Source organism: Alkalihalobacillus sp. MEB130, assembly GCF_032335535.1.
Taxonomy (GTDB): Bacteria; Bacillota; Bacilli; order Bacillales; family Bacillaceae_D; genus Halalkalibacter.
Genome location: NZ_JAOANA010000011.1, coordinates 83,037 through 99,503, shown reverse-complemented (window position 1 = coordinate 99,503; position 16,467 = coordinate 83,037). Strand labels below are relative to the sequence as shown.

The following is a 16,467-nucleotide window of genomic DNA, read 5'->3' as shown; positions in this document are numbered from 1 at the left end:
TAATTGAATTAGAGCTAGAGTCTAGTTCAAATAAAGAAATTTGCTAGAGTATGGATTAGCATTGAGTGTATGATTTATAACCTATCTATTTATTTTTCAGTTCCTAATTTATATGATAAGGAGCAAATAATACAATGAAAGCTAATAAAATTTGATGAAAAAAAAGAAAATCTGTGTTGTCACAACGACGTCAATAACGATTAAAAGTTTTCTCCTGCAACAACTTTATTTTTTATCACAGAATGATTACGATATAACAATAGTTTGTAATTATGATGGAGAATTAAAAGCTATCCTACCAAAAAATATTAAGTATAGACCGATTGCTATGAAAAGGGGTTTTGATGGGGTAGGCGCATTGAAGGGATTGTATCTTCTTTATAGCTTGTTCAAGAAAGAGAGATTTGATATTGTTCAATATTCTACACCTAACGCTGCACTATATGCTTCAATTGCTTCATACCTAACAAGAACCCCAGTTAGACTGTATTGTCAGTGGGGAATACGTTATGTCGGTTTTACTGGTTGGCGCAGAAGGGTTTTTAAATTTATTGAGAAGATAGTATGCTCTCTTTCTACCTATATAGAGCCGGATAGTTATAGAAACTTACAATTCAGCAAATCAGAAAAGCTTTATACTAGTTACAAAAGTAACGTGATATGGAATGGAAGTGCGAACGGGGTGGATCTTACTAGGTTTGATTTTACTTCAAAGCAAAAATGGAGCGATGAGATTCGCCAGAAATATAAAATTTCCAAAAATGATTTAGTATTTGGTTTTATAGGAAGACTTAATAAAGATAAAGGAATTAATGAGCTTCTTTCAGCGTTTAAACATTTTTCGAAAAATAATGATAATGTTAAATTAATGATGATAGGTCCTGAGGATAATGACGGAGTTAACCAGGACTTATTTGAATGGTCTCAGCAAAGTGAAACAGTAATATATTGTGGATTTACCAATGAAGTAGAAAAATACTATTCTGCTCTTGATGTTTTTATTTTACCAAGCTATCGTGAAGGGTTTGGTTCTGTAGTTATTGAAGCTGAAGCAATGGGAATTCCCGTTATTGTAACTGATATACCTGGACCTACTGATGCTATGCAGCGAGGAGAAACAGGTCTGGTCGTTCCAAAAGGTGAAGTAGATCCTTTAATTGAAGCAATGAAGACAATGTTAAATCCAACGCTACGTCACGAAATGGGTGAAAAAGCTATCGTATTTGTTCGTGAAAAATTTGATCAACGGGTACTTTGGAAACATATTCTTGAGGACAGAAATAGGCTTGTTATGAAAGAAAGGGCAAGAAAAGAGGGGGTAGTATGAAGTACGATAAGCCCAAAGTATCAATAATTATGGGGATTTTCAACTGTTCTGGTACTTTAAGAGAAAGTGTAGACTCAATAGTAAATCAGTCATACAAGAATTGGGAATTAATTATGTGCGATGATGGTTCAACAGATGACACCTATTGTATTGCAAGACAATATGCAGATCAATACTCTAACATTAAAGTGATTAAAAATGATAAAAATCAAGGACTTGCATATAGCCTAAACCAATGCCTTCAACATTGTAGGGGAGAGTATATTGCTAGACAAGATGCTGATGATCGTTCTCTACCTGAACGATTAGAAAAAGAAGTAAGGATGCTAGATATTAATCAACAGTATGATATTGTCAGTACAGGGATGAAATTTTTTGATGAAAAAGGGTTTTGGGGTGAGATTATCCCAATTGAAAAACCATTGCCAGAGGATTTTATCGCTCAATCACCTTTTTGCCATGCCCCATCTATGGTTCGGCGCAAGGCCTTGTTAGCTGTTAATGGATATGATGTTACAAAGAAAACCTTACGTGTTGAAGACTATAATCTATGGTTTAGAATGTATGCTAATGGGTCGAGAGGCTGCAATATTAAAGAGTCTCTTTATGAAGTAAGGGATGATCGTAGTGCTATTACTAGACGAAAATACAACTTGAGATTAAAAGAAGCATACGTACGATTCAGTGGGTATAAAATGTTGAAGCTGCCATGCACATCTTATATTTATGCTATTCGCCCCCTAATCGTTGGATTAGTGCCTAATGGATTATATAAATTCCTACGGCGTTATAGGTATAATTAACTATATAGAGAATTCAAATCCTATTGTAAGGGTATATTAAATCGCATGCTTTAATTTACGTAGTTAAATCCGTATTTTTCCCTGAAAATGCGATAAGAATTTAGAAATATTTATTTATAGGGATATTGACTTATGGTGATTATGTTGTATGATAAAGGTAACAGGTGTTCTTAATAAAGAATTAACGAGTGACTTTTATTAATCAATAACTTATTAATATTTTTTAACACTGTTGGATCATGCTATCCACACATTTTTTTGGTGAGATTGTTCTTTAATGAGAACAATACACAATAGGAGGAAGTTATGAGCGCAATTGCTGGAATTTATCATTCAAATAATGCACCTGTTACAAGGGATCATTATTCAATCATTATGGATAATCTAGCTCAATTTCCTGCTAATGATATTCAATGCTGGAACAAAAATAATGCTTTCCTTGGATGTCTTTCGCAGTGGATTACACCTGAATCTATAGGCGAGCAATTGCCATTTTATGATTCAGAAAGAAACGTAGCTATTACTGCGGATGCCATAATTGATAACCGTGAGGAATTATTTACCTTATTACAGGTAGAAACAGGTTTAAGAAAAACCATTCCAGATAGTCAATTAATTTTACTATCTTATTACAAGTGGGAAGAGGATTGTCCCAAATACATAATAGGTGACTTTGCTTTTATGATATGGGATGAGAGAAAACAAAAACTTTTCGGAGCTAGAGACTTCTCTGGAACTAGAACCTTATATTATTACCAAGACAAAAAGCATTTTGCTTTTTGTACAACTATAGAAGCATTACTAAATTTACCGTATATACAAAAGCAGTTAAATGAAGATTGGTTATCTGAATTCTTGGCTATTTCTTCAGTTGTAGATACCGTAAATACATCAATAACTCCCTATACAACAATTGAACAAGTACCACCTGCTCATAGTATTTCTGTAGAAGGAAATAGAGTTAAAATTAAACAATATTGTACTTTGTTAGCTGACAGTAAATTAAATTTGAAATCTGATAACGAGTATGTAGAAGCTTTTCAGGAAGTCTTTCAAAAATCTGTTAATTCTCGTTTGCGTACACACCACCAAGTTGGCGCTCATTTAAGTGGGGGATTAGATTCAGGTTCAGTTGTCGGATTTGCGGCAAGATCTCTTAAAAACGAAAATAAGCTATTACATACATTTAGTTATATCCCTGTAAAAGATTTCAAAGATTACACACCAAAACGGTTGTTGCCTGACGAGAGACCTTTTATTAAAGAAACAGTTAATTATATTGGGGGAATTAAGGATCATTATTTAGATTTTGACGGAAAAGATTCATATTCTGAAATCAATGAATATCTCGATATTCTAGAAATGCCATATAAATTTTTTGAGAATTCATTTTGGATAAAAGGAATGTTTGAGACAGCTAATAAAAAAGGGATAGGAGTTCTGTTAAATGGAGGAAGAGGAAACTTCACTATTTCATGGGGACACGCACTAAATTATTATGCGATTCTTCTTAAGAAAATGAAATGGTTAAAGCTCTACAAAGAATTAAACCAGTATAGTCAGAATGCGGGTGGGGCTCGATTACGCAGAATCCCTGTACTAGCTAAAGTAGCTTTTCCAAAAATAAATAAAATGAGCTCTTCGGTTACGAATAATCATTTCCCTAGGTTGATTAATGAAGATTTCGCAAAGAGGAAAGATGCGTTTAATAAAATTAATAAGTATGGTTTAGATGAGACAGGTTGGTTTGGTACAAATGATATTTTTGAACAAAGAAAAAGACATTTTGAAGATATTTTTCATTGGCATGCAACGAATACTCTAGCTGCTAAATTATCATTGCGCTATTCGTTGTGGAAACGAGATTCAACCAATGATTTACGAGTTATCCGCTTTTGTTTATCTGTTCCTGAAGAACAGTATGTTCAGAATGGAATGGATCGAGCACTTATTAGAAGGTCCACTAAAAATTTATTACCTGATAAAGTAAGGTTGAACCAGCGTATACGTGGTGTTCAAGGAGCTGATTGGGTTCATCGAATGACTCCTATTTGGGATGAATTTATAAATGATATTAAGTTGATGGCTAATGATGAAAAGCTATTAACCTTTGTCGACGGTGAAATTATTAAGCAAAGTATTGAAAAAGTAGCTAGAGAGCCCCGTCCAGAATACGCTACTGATCCGAACTATAGGTTACTAATGCGCAGTTTGATTGTTTCAAAATTTATAAAAAGGTTTGCTTGAAAGGGGGTGAAAAAATGAAAAATGAATGGCAAAAACCAGAGTTAGAAGTACTTGATGTAAACATGACCATGGCTAACCCTCATAATGGTGATCATCTAGATCAAACGTATCCTGAGGGTACACCTCGAGAAGGTTTAATTTTAACTTACAGTTAATATTTGGTTTTTTCGATTTCATACATATGAAATCATATTAAATTATAAGTTAAAGTTCTCTTATATAGGAGAACTTTAACTTAATAAAGCTAGGTTTTATTAAATTAGTTTACCAAAAATCTAAGCGGTAAAAATGGCAGATTATTTTTTTATATCGCAAAAAAAAGACATTTGATATTTAAGTAAAAACACTTTTTTACGGCTGTGTTCTTTATTAAGAATAGCAGATTATGTAATTAAAAGTAAATTAAATCATTATCTTGTTTTTTACTTCCCTATTGTTCTTTATAAAGTGTGCGAATGAAGTGGTTTTTGGAGGCTGTAATGAGTGCAATTGTTGGCATATATAACTTTAAAAAAGAACCAATTAATAATAACAATAGTATGGATTTAATGAAGTCTTTGCAGCGTTTTCCAGCGGATAATGTTAATACTTTGCAACAGGATAATATCTTTTTGGGGTGTCATGCACAATGGATCACACCTGAATCAATCAATGAAAAGTTACCTTATTATGACTATAATACCCAACTAGCTATAACAGCTGATGCGATCCTTGATAATCGAAAAGAGTTATTTGATATGTTACAGGTTAATAATCAAGATAGATCTGCAATGCCCGATAGTCAATTAATTCTTTTGGCTTATCAAAACTGGGGTGAAGATGTACCTAAGTACTTGATAGGTGACTTTGCTTTTGTCATATGGGATGAAAAAAATCAAGTACTCTTTGCAGCAAGAGATTTCTCAGGTGCCAGGACACTTTATTATTATCGAGACCAAAATCATTTTGCTTTTTCTACAACAATAGAACCATTGTTTACTCTTCCTTATGTTCCTAAAAGATTAAATGAAGAGTGGCTTGCTGAATTTTTAACATTACCAGGAATGATCGAAGCAGTAGATATGAATGCTACTGTTTATCAAGCTATTAACCAGATACCTCCATCTCACAGTATAACTGTAATTAATAATAAAGTTCAGGTAAAAAGGTATTGTGTAATTGATTTTGAAGAAACGTTAATGTTCAAGTCTAATGAAGAATACGAAGAGGCTTTTAAAGAGACTTTTCAGAAAGCAGTCAATTGTAGATTAAGGGCTAACGGTGAAGTTGGCTCGCAGTTAAGTGGTGGACTTGATTCAGGAGCAGTTGTAGGATTTGCAGCTAAAGAGCTCAAAAGACAAAATAAAAAATTACATACTTTTAGTTACATTCCTAAAGAAGGATTTAAAGATTGGACACCTCATTATTATCTTCCTGATGAAAGACCGTTTATAAAGCAAACAGTTAATCACGTTGGGAATATACAAGATAATTACTTAAGCTTTGAAAATAGAAATTCTTTAACTGAAATAGATGAACTGTTAGAGATAATGGAAATGCCGTATAAATTCTTTGAGAATTCATTTTGGTTAAAAGGAATAAGTGAGATAGCTTCAGAGCGAGGGATTAAAGTTCTTTTAAATGGAGCAAGAGGGAATCATTCAATTTCGTTTGGTTCTTGGAATCTAACAATGAATTATTATACTACGTTATTAAAGAAGCTAAGATGGATTCAACTTTATAATCAATTAGGGCTATACTGTAACAATTTTAAGACAGGGAAATCTGTAATGGTACCGGTGATTCTAAAAAAGGCATTTCCGCAAATTAATCAGTTGATAGAAAGGCAAGCTACATATAATTATCAACCACCGTCCTTAATTAGTCCTTCACTTGCAAAAAAAACCGATATATATGAAAGACTCAAAGACTATGGAGTTAATTTAGCTGGAAATTCTACAATGAGTGAATATGAGTTTAGGGATAAGCATTTCTCTCAGCTTTTTTCCTGGAATAAAGCAGGGACGATTGGGACTAAACTGTCGTTGAAGTATGGGGTGTGGGACCGAGATCCGACAAATGATTTACGTGTGATTCGCTTTTGTTTATCAATACCAAAAGAACAATATGTTGTAGGTGGACTAGAGAGGTCTTTAATTAGAAGAGCAACGAAAGGGATTATACCAAATAAAGTTAGATTAAATCAGAAGTTTAGAGGTTTACAGTCAGCTGATATGATTTATCGAATTGCTCCACATTGGTCTTCGTTTATTTATGAATTGAAACAATTAACTGAGGACCCAATGCTATCAGAATTAATAGACATAAAAACTGTCAAACGAGCTCTGAAGAATGTGGGAGGCGAACCAAAACCCGAGTATTTATTTGACGAAGAATTTAGAATGCTGACACGAAGTTTGATTGTTTATCGATTTGTAAGAAAACTAATTTGAAAGGAGGTGATAAAGATGAAGAAGAGTTGGAGACAGCCGATTTTAGAAGTACTTGATGTTAGTTTGACAATGGGTGGACCAGGAAATGCAGCGCCAGATAGTTATTGCACTAATAATCAGAATCATGAAACTCATGATGGTCAGTCGAACAAGAGTTGTAATAAGAGTGCAGAATCAGACCCAGTATTTGGTAGTTGATGAGTTTTTTTTAAGCCACCCAATACCTTAAACAAGTAGAGGGGTAAAATGTATCAGTAAATCCCTCCCTTATACCTTAAGCAAGTATAAGGGAAACCTAAGTAGATGTAGATAGACTTTCTTAAGGAGGAAACACGGTGACTAACCCAATCTCTTACACAGCTTTCGGACTTACTATTACTAGCGAATTTCCTCTACCAGAGTTACTTCCAACCGAACTAGCAGAAAAAGACCCAGATGTTGTCATAAAACAAGCAGATTTACAACAAGTCTGGTTCGAACATTCAGATGATGATCAGTATTTCGTGATCGATAAAACATTCATCATGTTCCGTATGCCAGAAGTTGCGATTTTTCTAATCAGAAATGGAAGCGAAATTCTCGTTTCTCCATTTGATGATGCTCATGAGGACCACATTAGACTCTATACGCTAGGTACTTGTATGGGGGCAATCTTAATGCAAAGAAAAATTCTCCCATTACATGGCAGTGCAGTTGTGATCGGTGGAAAAGCCTATGCGATCGTAGGTAATTCTGGTGCGGGAAAATCCACATTAGCTTCGGCTTTTATAAAGCGAGGTTACCAACTTTTAAGTGATGATGTCATACCTGTTACATTAAATGAATCAGGTTATCCAATTGTTACACCTTCTTATCCTCAACAAAAACTTTGGTTAGAGAGCTTGAGTCAATTTGGGATGACATCAGATGGATACCGTCCCATTATCGATCGTGAAACAAAATTTGCGATACCAGTAACGAATCAATTTGTCTCGGAACCTATGCCACTCGCTGGGGTCATCGAACTTGTAAAAACAGAAAATGAAGAAATTGAGATGCTACCTATTCAAAATTTAAACAGATTGCATACATTATTCGTTCATACATATCGAAATTTCTTTATTGGACCAGCAGGTTTGATGGATTGGCATTTCCAGACAACAGCCAAAATGGCAAACCATATTGAATTGTACCAATTGCAGCGACCAGTATCTAGGTTTACTGCCCATGACTTAACGGAATTAATTTTAGAAACGGTATACGAGGAGGAGAAGGTTCTATGATTAAAAATCAAAATATTGCAAATTTTCATGTTGTAAGTCAAGTAGAAGGCAATATTGTTTCCGATATGGATGGGGAAAAAGTGATGCTAAGTATCCATAATGGCAAATACTACAACCTTGGGGAAATTGGTGGCGACATTTGGGATTCGATCAAAGAACCAATTACTCTTGAAGATTTAGTAACTAAATTACAGGCACAATATGATGTAGAAAAAGCTGAATGTGAGGAGCATGTTATTACCTTTTTAAGTCAATTGATCGATGAAGGGTTAGTGCATGTAGAAGGCAAAAGTTGATTCGGAGGTAAATATGAAAATGGTAAAACGAGTCAAAGCTTTTTTTGAATTAAAGTGGGAAACGAAAAAGTTATTGTTAGAAGCGTATCTCTATTTAGGATGGGCAAGGTTTTTGAAAACTCGCCCATTTGTTAAAATCGCTTCTTCACTCGGTCAAAAAATGGAAGAGACAACATATACTCCAAACATGGCTAATCGCGAGACGTTGCTAAATGTATCGAATGCGATCCATATTATGAGTCGATATACATTTTGGGAAAGCCAATGTTTGGTGAAGGCCATTGCTGGGTTGAAAATGTTAGAGAAGAGAAATATTGAAAGCACTTTGTATTTAGGTACCGGGAAGGACGATGAAGGTAAATTTGCCGCGCATGCATGGCTGCGCAGTGGTCCTTTTTATGTATCTGGTTCAGAAGGTATGGAGAAATTCACCGTGATCGCAAAATTTGCAAAGGAGATTACGCCTGAGAAGGTTGAAGGAGAAACGTATGGATAAGTCAATTAACAGAACTGCCATATCAGATGAACTTACATATATCTTTGAATTATTGAAAGATAACAATACGAATAAACGTATCCCAGAGTTAGACTGGGAATTATTTTTAAATCTATCTTTACACCATCGTGTGTTTCCGTTGCTTCATTCCAAGGTTAAGAATCTTGATGTTCCAGTTCAAGTTTCAAAGTTTTTGCAAGTACATTATCAGCAAAATATATTTAGAATGATGTCCTTAACGGGAGAAATGGAAAAGGTGAGTGACATCTTTTCTAAGAGTAAGATAAGAACACTCTTTTTAAAAGGGCCTGTTCTTGCTCATGACCTGTATGGAGATTTGTCGCTTCGTACATCAAGTGATTTAGATTTTCTCATTCCGATTGAACACTTAGAGAGGGCTGAGGAAATTCTAGTTGAACTTGGGTATGAGAAAGATGATTATATTGAATCCGTATTAAACGATTGGCGCTGGAGGCACCATCATGTGACTTACTATCATCCTGTGAAACAGATGAAGCTTGAGATTCATTGGCGTCTACATCCAGGTCCTGGGAAAGAACCAAGTTTTCAAGAATTATGGGGACGCAGGAACAAAAGTTCTAGTACAAAGACACCTGTATATTTGCTTGGGAAAGAAGATTTATTTGTATTCCTCGTTGCACACGGTGCAAGGCATGGTTGGTCACGGTTGCGCTGGTTAGTTGATATCCAAAAAATCATGAAACAGGAGCTTGATTGGGCTAAGGTATATCAGCTCTTTCAAAAGTATCACAATCCTCATGTTGGAGGTCAGGCGATTATTTTAGCATCGCAACTCTTAAATGCTGAGTTCAAAGAAGACATGACGCCATTTGTAACGAATACAGCGATGAAATTAGCGCAAGAGGCTATTTTTTATCTTGAAAGAATGGTGAATTTGCATACAGATCCAGTACCAAAAGACATATCAAGCTATCATGCGAGTCATCTTATTTCTTTAATGTCTATCCAACAAAAGGCGGTCCATCTTCTCAGCTTGCTGCATCCGTTTCCTGAGGATGCTCAAACGTTACCATTACCGAAACCCCTTCATTTTCTATATTTTCCTCTTCGACCAGTGTTATGGGCCTGGAGAAAAACTAGAAAACAGGCTGTTTTGTAGGAGGCATTGAAATGAAAGATATTCTCTATTTTCTTAAACAGATTCATGCGTATGCGGGGAAAAAGCTATACGTGAATATGTTTGCGATGATGTTAATTGGTTTGCTTGATGGGATTGGGATCTTGCTGTTAGTTCCCATGATCGCAATGACTGGGGTTGTGAACTTAGATGCAGAAGGGACGCCTTTAGCTGGACTACTAGGCTTTTTGCAAAATATTCCTGATACAGTAGGACTTCCTGTCATTCTAGCTGCCTTTGTTTTAATTGTCATTGGGCAAAACTTGATCCAAAGGCAGATCACGATTCGCAATACTAGAATTCAACATGGTTTCTTCAGACATATGCGCGTTGAAACATATCATTCATTGCTTCACGCCAATTGGAGATTTTTTATTAAAAACCGAAAATCTGATCTCGTGAATTTTATGACAGCTGAGATTGCTCGTTCGAGTGCTGGAACTCATTCATTTTTACAATTTTTAGCATCCCTAATTTTCACATGTATTCAAATTGGATTGGCTTTTTGGTTATCACCTAGTATTACGTCTTTTGTCTTAGCGTGTGGTTTAATCTTGTTATTTTTTAACCGTAAATTCCTCAAACGTTCTCTTGAGTTAGGTAGCCGTAATTTTACATTAGGGAAAGAGTATTTAGGTGGTGTCACAGACCAAATCAATGGCATCAAAGATATTAAAAGCAATACGTTAGAAGAGTCCCGCATGAACTGGTTCAAAAAAGTAACTGCAAGTATGGAAAAAGAGCAAGTGGAATATACCGTCTTAAAAACGACATCACAACTGTATTACAAAGTAGCTTCTGCGGTTTTGATTGCTGCCTTTATTTTTATCGCAGTAAATCTTTTCAATGCCCAAGCCGCTCAGCTCATGCTGATTATCGTTATTTTCTCAAGGCTATGGCCACGTGTTGCTGGTATTCAAGGTTCCCTTGAACAAATCGCCACCACAATGCCATCGTTCAAAGCAGTAAAAGCACTACAACACGAATGCCGAGCAGCAAAAGAATTCGAACAAATCAACAGTTCGAATGTAAAACCCATTGAAGTTAACCAAGGACTTGAATGTCAAAACATTAACTTCAGCTATAATGAGTCTAGCTACGCCTTGAAAAATATTAATCTCACAATCCCAGCAAACCAAATGACGGCTTTCGTCGGACGGTCAGGAGCAGGGAAAAGTACGTTAATTGACTTACTAATGGGCTTGAACCAACCTGAAGCAGGCCAAGTTCTAATTGATGGTACGCCACTTACGGGTGATAACCTCATTTCTTTAAGAAGAGCGATAAGCTATGTTCCACAAGATCCTTTCTTATTTAATGCAAGTATAAGGGAGAACTTGGAGCTCGTTGTGCCAGATGCTACGGAAGAACAGATTTGGGAAGCTCTTGAATTCTCTTCTGCAGCGGAGTTTGTGAGAAAGTTACCTGAAGGGTTAGATTCTCTTATCGGAGACCGAGGCATCAAGCTCTCAGGTGGAGAACGCCAACGTCTTGTGCTGGCAAGAGCGATTTTACGAAATCCGTCGATCTTAGTATTGGATGAAGCAACAAGTGCACTTGATACCGAAAACGAAGCAAAAATCCAAGCCGCTTTAGAGCGTCTAAAAGGCAAGATGACCATCATCGTCATTGCTCACCGGTTGTCAACGATTCGAAACGCTGACCAAGTGGTTGTCCTTGATGAAGGAAAGATCATTCAAAAGGGTGGATTTACACAGCTTGCTGAAGAAAAGAAAAGTACATTTAGTCATCTATTACGCAATCAATTAGAGGCTACGCCTTAACGTAGAAGCCACTAAATAAGGGTCGATATTCACCTTGTTTAGTGGTATTTCTTTTCACTTGAGTTTTCCATCGTCATAGTTAGGAGAGAGAGTCATTGATAAAAGTAGGAGGAAAAGGAATGGTAGGAGTTTTGTTGCTATTTGTTGTTCTAATTGTTTATACGATCTGGGATAATCACCGAATTATTGTTGTAGAGCAAGAAATAGAAATAGAGCAGCTGCCTGAGTCATTGGATGGGTTTACGATTTTACAAGTAACCGATTTACATGAACGATCATTTGGAGAAAATCAGAAACGGTTACTTGAAAAAGTAAATTCGGTTGATTATGATGCGATTGTTTTTACTGGAGATATGCTTGATAGCAACCAAAGTACAAATTATGATCCTTTTTATCAACTAATTGAAGGTTTGCATAACAGAGATAATGCGCTCTATGTTGCTGGAAATGCAGATCCGACTAATTATCGACTGCATCCGAGTCATCCTTATGAGAAAAGTGAATTTATTAAAGGGATGGAGCAACGTGGTGTGAACTTACTTGAGTCAGTTTATACACTGGAAGGACAAGGCGGAAAGGTTCATTTTTTTGATTTTGAATTAGCCATTTTAGATTCGCAAAGAGAGCTAGAAGAAATTGCTCTAAAAGGGGAACCGAAAAATGAGGTGTATCGAGCGTACTTAAATCATAGAAAGCAGCTGTTAACAGAAATAAGTGTACTTGATCAACCGAAAAGAGAAGATGTCTTACTAGCTCTTAATCACTATCCCGTCGTTGATGCGCGCATTGATTTTTTACATGAGCATCCACATTATAATATGAAAAATCTTGACTTACTGTTAGCTGGACATTACCACGGGGGGCAAATCCGTGTTCCTTTTTTAGGGGCTCTGTTTGTCCCGGAACCTTGGTATCAACGTGGAGGAATTTTACCTCCACGTGACCGAGTGAAAGGGTTATGGGAATATAGAGGAATAAAGCAATATGTGAGTACAGGACTGGGGAGCAGTGATGCGATTCCGTTGTTGCGTTTTCGATTTTTGAATCGGCCTGAGATTAATGTTTTAACCTTGAAGAAAAAAGGTTGAAAATTATGTAACCCCATCGCGTTTCCGTGATGGGGTTGAGGTTGCTGTATGTATCATGTATAAAATCAAGGGTGTTTAGTTGAAAAGTAATATATAGGAAGGGTCCATCTTGCGGAGGTTTCGCGGAAGACTTCTACCCATCAAAGAAGCAAATGTATTATGTATTGGTAGGATACTGAATCTACAGTGGTCATTTCACGCTGTTTTGTTTAATAAACTCCCTTACATCATCAGGAGTTAAACCTATCTCTCTCGCCTCAAGCAACAGCTGTTCCCATTCTTGTTCCGTTTCTTTGATAGTGTCTGATGTGATCAATAGTGTCACCTCCAGTTTAGAATTTCAATAACCAAAGTAATTACTAGTCAGTAAATTTAGAAAATTGACAATAAAAAACAAGGACTTGAAGTCTAGGAGTTTCTTCCTTCTTATTACTAATGTCATAGTGTTTATGTTGTGATTAAACAAATAGTACCATATAATTACATATTTTATAAGAGAAAGATTTCCATTTTTTTCTACAAGAGACAATTAAATCCGACAAAAATCCTCATATATCGGTAGAAAATATGACAAACACTATGAATTATCGTGTTGTATTCGCTGACATATGTCGAAAGATTAACGTTTGTTCTTTACAAAGAAAGGGTAATATTGCTTAGTTATTTTACCATATGTTCAACGTGTTTTTGTTAACTTGGAAATTCAGATTGACAATGGTAATAAATAATGTGTATAATTAGTTCGAAATCGAGATAATTTTCAAAGGAAATGATGAACCATGAAATCATTTGAACAAAACGATCAAGATCAGGCGCTTAAGTTATTTGTTGTAATGACACGTGCAATGGAGTCGGTAACAAAGCGAGTGGAAGAGGACATTAAAGGGTACGGCCTAAATCCAACGGAATTTGGTGTGTTAGAGTTGCTTTATAGCAAAGGCAACCAACCGATTCAAAAAATTGGTGAGAAAGTGTTGCTTGCAAGCAGCAGTATCACTTATGTTGTTGATAAACTGGAAAAGAAAGAATTGCTCATAAGAAAACCTTGTCCGAAAGATCGTCGTGTTACGCATGCAACGATAACGGAAAAAGGTACGCAACTCATGACAGAGATTTTTCCAAAACATAAAGCTGCGGTTCAAGAAATCTTTGGCGGGCTTGAAACAAATGAAAAAGATTTGTTAATTGATAAATTAAAAAAATTAGGCTTTTATGCTCAAGAGCTTTAATTTTTTTTAATTGTTTATCTCGAATTAAGAATACATGAATTCGTATAATGATAGATTTTGAGTGGGAGGGTTTATCTTGAAGTCCATTGATCCGAATCAGTTGGCTGAGCGTGAAAATTATAAATTTCTAACAGGAAGCATCATACCTAGACCAGTCGCGTTTGTGACAACACTATCCAATGAGGATGTATTAAATGCCGCTCCTTTTAGTTATTTTAATATCGTCTCATCTAACCCGCCAATGATCTCGATATCAGTAGCGCGTAAAGATGGCAAGATGAAAGACACGTCACGAAATGCAGTGGAGCGAAAGGAATTTGTTGTTCACATTTCTGATGAATCATATATTGAGCAAATTAATAAGACAGCAAAAAGCCTTCCACCAAATGAAAGTGAAATTACAGAGACAAATTTAACACCGGTTCATAGTTTGAAAATCAAAGTACCGGGTATTCAAGAAGCAAAGGTTAGGATGGAATGTGTTCTAGAGCAAGCAATTCCTTTAGGTGGGACGAAAGATCAACCAGCTTGTGATTTGCTAATAGGTAGAGTGGTCCAGTATCACATACGATCAGACCTATATGAAAATGGAAGAATTGATGCACAAGGGTTAAAGCCTGTTAGTCGTTTAGCAGGAAATGCGTATGCCAAACTAGGTGAGACATTCGAACTAGAGCGTCCGATATAACGTCCTTCTTTGAAAAAAGAGGGACATAATCAGAGCTTATGTCTCGAATTCATAATATATGGACTCGTTTTATATAAATCCGAACTAAATCAAGGGGGTGTTTGTCTTCCAATGTAGATACATATAAGAAAAAGGAGAGGAAAAAGATGGGTATCTTCAAAAAATTATTTGGTCAAACTAATAAAAGCACAGATGAGGAGACGATGAATATGTCAAATGTAAAATTAGCAGTTATTTATTATAGTTCAACAGGTACAAACTATCAGCTAGCAAAGTGGGCAGAAGAAGGTGGGAAGGCAGCAGGTGCAGAAGTAAAAGTTCTTAAAGTACCTGAATTAGCTCCAGAAGCTGCAATCGAATCAAATCCAGCTTGGAAAGCGCATGTAGAAGAGACGAAAGATGTTCCAGAAGTTACTTTAGATGATTTAACATGGGCGGATGCGATCATCTTCAGTGTACCAACACGTTTTGGTAACATGCCTGCTCAAATGAAGCAATTCCTTGATACTACAGGCGGTCTTTGGTTTGAAGGGAAACTTGCCAACAAAGCAGTGAGTGCGATGTCATCAGCTAGTAACTTACACGGAGGTCAAGAAGCAACAATTCTTTCTCTTTACACAACCATGTATCATTGGGGTGCAATCGTGGCATCACCTGGTTACACGGATCCATTGTTATTCGCTTCAGGCGGAAACCCGTACGGAACAAGTGTAACAGTTGGTCAAGATGGAAAAATGCAAGAAGATGTACAAGAAGCTGCAAAATACCAAGCGAAGCGCACAGTTCAAGTGGCTGAGTGGATTAAAAAAGGAAATCAATAAGAGAAGTGAGGCCCCGCATATAATGTGCGGGGTTTTTAAAGTGCAGTTTTATTACCGAATTAGTCAAGAAACATGATTTTTTTAGGGGCCGTAATGACTATTGCTAGAACACTAAATTTAATAAAGTGACAACGAATTCTATAAAATAACGAGCATATTCGCACACTATCACAACAAAACCTCATAACTTCTCACTGTTTGCCAGCAATCACCAAACCTCAACACAAAATTAATCAAACGTTTGTTTAATTTCACGCGCAACTCGAGAATAAAAGGCGAATCAAGACGCTGCGACTCATTTCTTGTAACCTCAAATCCGCATAACGTCACTTCTCGACAAAAATTAATCAAACGTTTGTTTAATTTTTGTCGTATTCAGTCACAGAAACATCTGTACCTCAAATCACACTAAGTACAAAGTTTTTTACGTAAGCAGTTTTTTTGCTATTCAGATGGTAAATGATTATAGTGTACTTGTTACCAATATTTGATATTGGCATCTAATTTTATTGAAACCATTTAGGGAGGGAATCGTATGGTTGTGATTCATGCTTATCTTCATGTATTACCAGAAAAACGGTCGTTGTTTCTTGAACAAGTTCAAAGTTTAATTGAGGGTTCAAAAGCAGAAGAAGGAAACATTACATATCATCTTTATGAAGATACAGAAGTAAAAGCGAAATTTATTATGGTTGAAGAGTGGAAGGATGAAGCCGCAGTTGCATTCCATAATGAGACCGAGCACTTCAAGCATTTTGGAAGCATCGCTAGCGAATATTTTGCAGCCCCTCCAGAAGTGTTACAGTTTGCTGTATCAAAAAAGTATTAGGAAGGA

Annotated in this window: 17 protein-coding genes; 16 read left to right on the top strand and 1 reads right to left on the bottom strand. The window is 36.1% G+C overall.

The features are described 5' to 3' along the window. Positions 1-154: 154 nt before the first annotated feature. From N0O92_RS12670 to N0O92_RS12615, 12 genes are all read left to right on the top strand, one after another. On the top strand, positions 155-1,327 hold the full coding sequence (locus tag N0O92_RS12670; protein WP_315615030.1) for a glycosyltransferase family 4 protein: 1,173 nt from the start codon (positions 155-157) through the stop codon (positions 1,325-1,327). Then, the gene (locus N0O92_RS12665) at positions 1,324-2,130 is read left to right on the top strand and encodes a glycosyltransferase (protein ID WP_315615029.1); all 807 of its coding nucleotides are present in this window, start codon (positions 1,324-1,326) and stop codon (positions 2,128-2,130) included. The genes N0O92_RS12670 and N0O92_RS12665 overlap by 4 nt, the downstream gene beginning before the upstream one ends. 306 nt (positions 2,131-2,436) lie before the next feature. Then, entirely contained in the window at positions 2,437-4,377 is a 1,941-nt protein-coding gene (locus tag N0O92_RS12660; protein WP_315615028.1) for a lasso peptide isopeptide bond-forming cyclase, read from the top strand. 14 nt (positions 4,378-4,391) lie between these two features. Next, positions 4,392-4,532 (top strand): paeninodin family lasso peptide, encoded by a 141-nt coding sequence (locus N0O92_RS12655; RefSeq protein ID WP_315615027.1) that lies wholly within the window; start codon positions 4,392-4,394, stop codon positions 4,530-4,532. Between the two features lie 324 nt (positions 4,533-4,856). Then, on the top strand, positions 4,857-6,809 hold the full coding sequence (locus N0O92_RS12650; protein ID WP_315615026.1) for an asparagine synthase-related protein: 1,953 nt from the start codon (positions 4,857-4,859) through the stop codon (positions 6,807-6,809). 15 nt (positions 6,810-6,824) lie between these two features. Then, on the top strand, positions 6,825-7,007 hold the full coding sequence (locus N0O92_RS23825) for a paeninodin family lasso peptide (protein ID WP_396334506.1): 183 nt from the start codon (positions 6,825-6,827) through the stop codon (positions 7,005-7,007). Positions 7,008-7,144: 137 nt separating this feature from the next. Further along, on the top strand, positions 7,145-8,071 hold the full coding sequence (locus N0O92_RS12640; RefSeq protein ID WP_315615025.1) for an HPr kinase/phosphorylase: 927 nt from the start codon (positions 7,145-7,147) through the stop codon (positions 8,069-8,071). Beyond that, positions 8,068-8,367, top strand: a complete 300-nt coding sequence (locus N0O92_RS12635) for a lasso peptide biosynthesis PqqD family chaperone (protein ID WP_315615024.1) — start codon at positions 8,068-8,070, stop codon at positions 8,365-8,367. Before N0O92_RS12640 ends, N0O92_RS12635 begins: the two co-directional genes overlap by 4 nt. Positions 8,368-8,380: 13 nt before the next feature. Further along, positions 8,381-8,863: a lasso peptide biosynthesis B2 protein gene (locus N0O92_RS12630; protein ID WP_315615023.1), complete on the top strand. Its 483-nt coding sequence runs from the start codon at positions 8,381-8,383 to the stop codon at positions 8,861-8,863. Next, positions 8,856-10,004, top strand: coding sequence for a nucleotidyltransferase domain-containing protein (locus N0O92_RS12625; protein ID WP_315615022.1), 1,149 nt, complete (start codon positions 8,856-8,858; stop codon positions 10,002-10,004). Before N0O92_RS12630 ends, N0O92_RS12625 begins: the two co-directional genes overlap by 8 nt. A gap of 11 nt (positions 10,005-10,015) precedes the next feature. Beyond that, a complete protein-coding gene (locus N0O92_RS12620) occupies positions 10,016-11,806 on the top strand; it encodes an ABC transporter ATP-binding protein (RefSeq protein WP_315615021.1) in 1,791 nt (596 codons plus the stop codon). A gap of 95 nt (positions 11,807-11,901) precedes the next feature. Next, the gene (locus N0O92_RS12615; protein WP_315615020.1) at positions 11,902-12,894 is read left to right on the top strand and encodes a metallophosphoesterase; all 993 of its coding nucleotides are present in this window, start codon (positions 11,902-11,904) and stop codon (positions 12,892-12,894) included. A gap of 190 nt (positions 12,895-13,084) precedes the next feature. Here the strand turns inward: N0O92_RS12615 and N0O92_RS12610 are convergent, their stop codons facing one another. Next, a complete protein-coding gene (locus N0O92_RS12610) occupies positions 13,085-13,210 on the bottom strand; it encodes an anti-repressor SinI family protein (protein ID WP_315615019.1) in 126 nt (41 codons plus the stop codon). A 463-nt stretch (positions 13,211-13,673) separates the two neighbouring features. On the opposite strand from N0O92_RS12610, the gene N0O92_RS12605 reads away from it, so the two are divergent. The 4 genes from N0O92_RS12605 (at position 13,674) to N0O92_RS12590 (ending at position 16,461) form a co-directional block, all read left to right on the top strand. After that, the gene (locus N0O92_RS12605; protein WP_315615018.1) at positions 13,674-14,123 is read left to right on the top strand and encodes a MarR family winged helix-turn-helix transcriptional regulator; all 450 of its coding nucleotides are present in this window, start codon (positions 13,674-13,676) and stop codon (positions 14,121-14,123) included. Positions 14,124-14,199: 76 nt separating this feature from the next. Beyond that, positions 14,200-14,811 (top strand): flavin reductase family protein, encoded by a 612-nt coding sequence (locus N0O92_RS12600; RefSeq protein ID WP_315615017.1) that lies wholly within the window; start codon positions 14,200-14,202, stop codon positions 14,809-14,811. A 146-nt stretch (positions 14,812-14,957) separates the two neighbouring features. Next, entirely contained in the window at positions 14,958-15,632 is a 675-nt protein-coding gene (gene wrbA, locus N0O92_RS12595; protein ID WP_315615016.1) for an NAD(P)H:quinone oxidoreductase, read from the top strand. Between the two features lie 535 nt (positions 15,633-16,167). Further along, entirely contained in the window at positions 16,168-16,461 is a 294-nt protein-coding gene (locus N0O92_RS12590) for a putative quinol monooxygenase (RefSeq protein WP_315615015.1), read from the top strand. The last annotated feature ends 6 nt before the right edge of the window (positions 16,462-16,467 follow it).

Excerpts from the sequence above, each read along its gene's own strand:
- N0O92_RS12605 (WP_315615018.1), top strand. The coding sequence starts at position 13,674 with ATGAAATCATTTGAACAAAACGATCAAGATCAGGCGCTTAAGTTATTT.
- N0O92_RS12670 (WP_315615030.1), top strand. The coding sequence starts at position 155 with ATGAAAAAAAAGAAAATCTGTGTTGTCACAACGACGTCAATAACGATT.
- N0O92_RS12625 (WP_315615022.1), top strand. The coding sequence starts at position 8,856 with ATGGATAAGTCAATTAACAGAACTGCCATATCAGATGAACTTACATAT.
- N0O92_RS12590 (WP_315615015.1), top strand. The coding sequence starts at position 16,168 with ATGGTTGTGATTCATGCTTATCTTCATGTATTACCAGAAAAACGGTCG.
- N0O92_RS12620 (WP_315615021.1), top strand. The coding sequence starts at position 10,016 with ATGAAAGATATTCTCTATTTTCTTAAACAGATTCATGCGTATGCGGGG.
- N0O92_RS12650 (WP_315615026.1), top strand. The coding sequence starts at position 4,857 with ATGAGTGCAATTGTTGGCATATATAACTTTAAAAAAGAACCAATTAAT.
- N0O92_RS12655 (WP_315615027.1), top strand. The coding sequence starts at position 4,392 with ATGAAAAATGAATGGCAAAAACCAGAGTTAGAAGTACTTGATGTAAAC.
- N0O92_RS12630 (WP_315615023.1), top strand. The coding sequence starts at position 8,381 with ATGAAAATGGTAAAACGAGTCAAAGCTTTTTTTGAATTAAAGTGGGAA.
- wrbA (WP_315615016.1), top strand. The coding sequence starts at position 14,958 with ATGGGTATCTTCAAAAAATTATTTGGTCAAACTAATAAAAGCACAGAT.
- N0O92_RS12665 (WP_315615029.1), top strand. The coding sequence starts at position 1,324 with ATGAAGTACGATAAGCCCAAAGTATCAATAATTATGGGGATTTTCAAC.
- N0O92_RS12635 (WP_315615024.1), top strand. The coding sequence starts at position 8,068 with ATGATTAAAAATCAAAATATTGCAAATTTTCATGTTGTAAGTCAAGTA.
- N0O92_RS12660 (WP_315615028.1), top strand. The coding sequence starts at position 2,437 with ATGAGCGCAATTGCTGGAATTTATCATTCAAATAATGCACCTGTTACA.
- N0O92_RS23825 (WP_396334506.1), top strand. The coding sequence starts at position 6,825 with ATGAAGAAGAGTTGGAGACAGCCGATTTTAGAAGTACTTGATGTTAGT.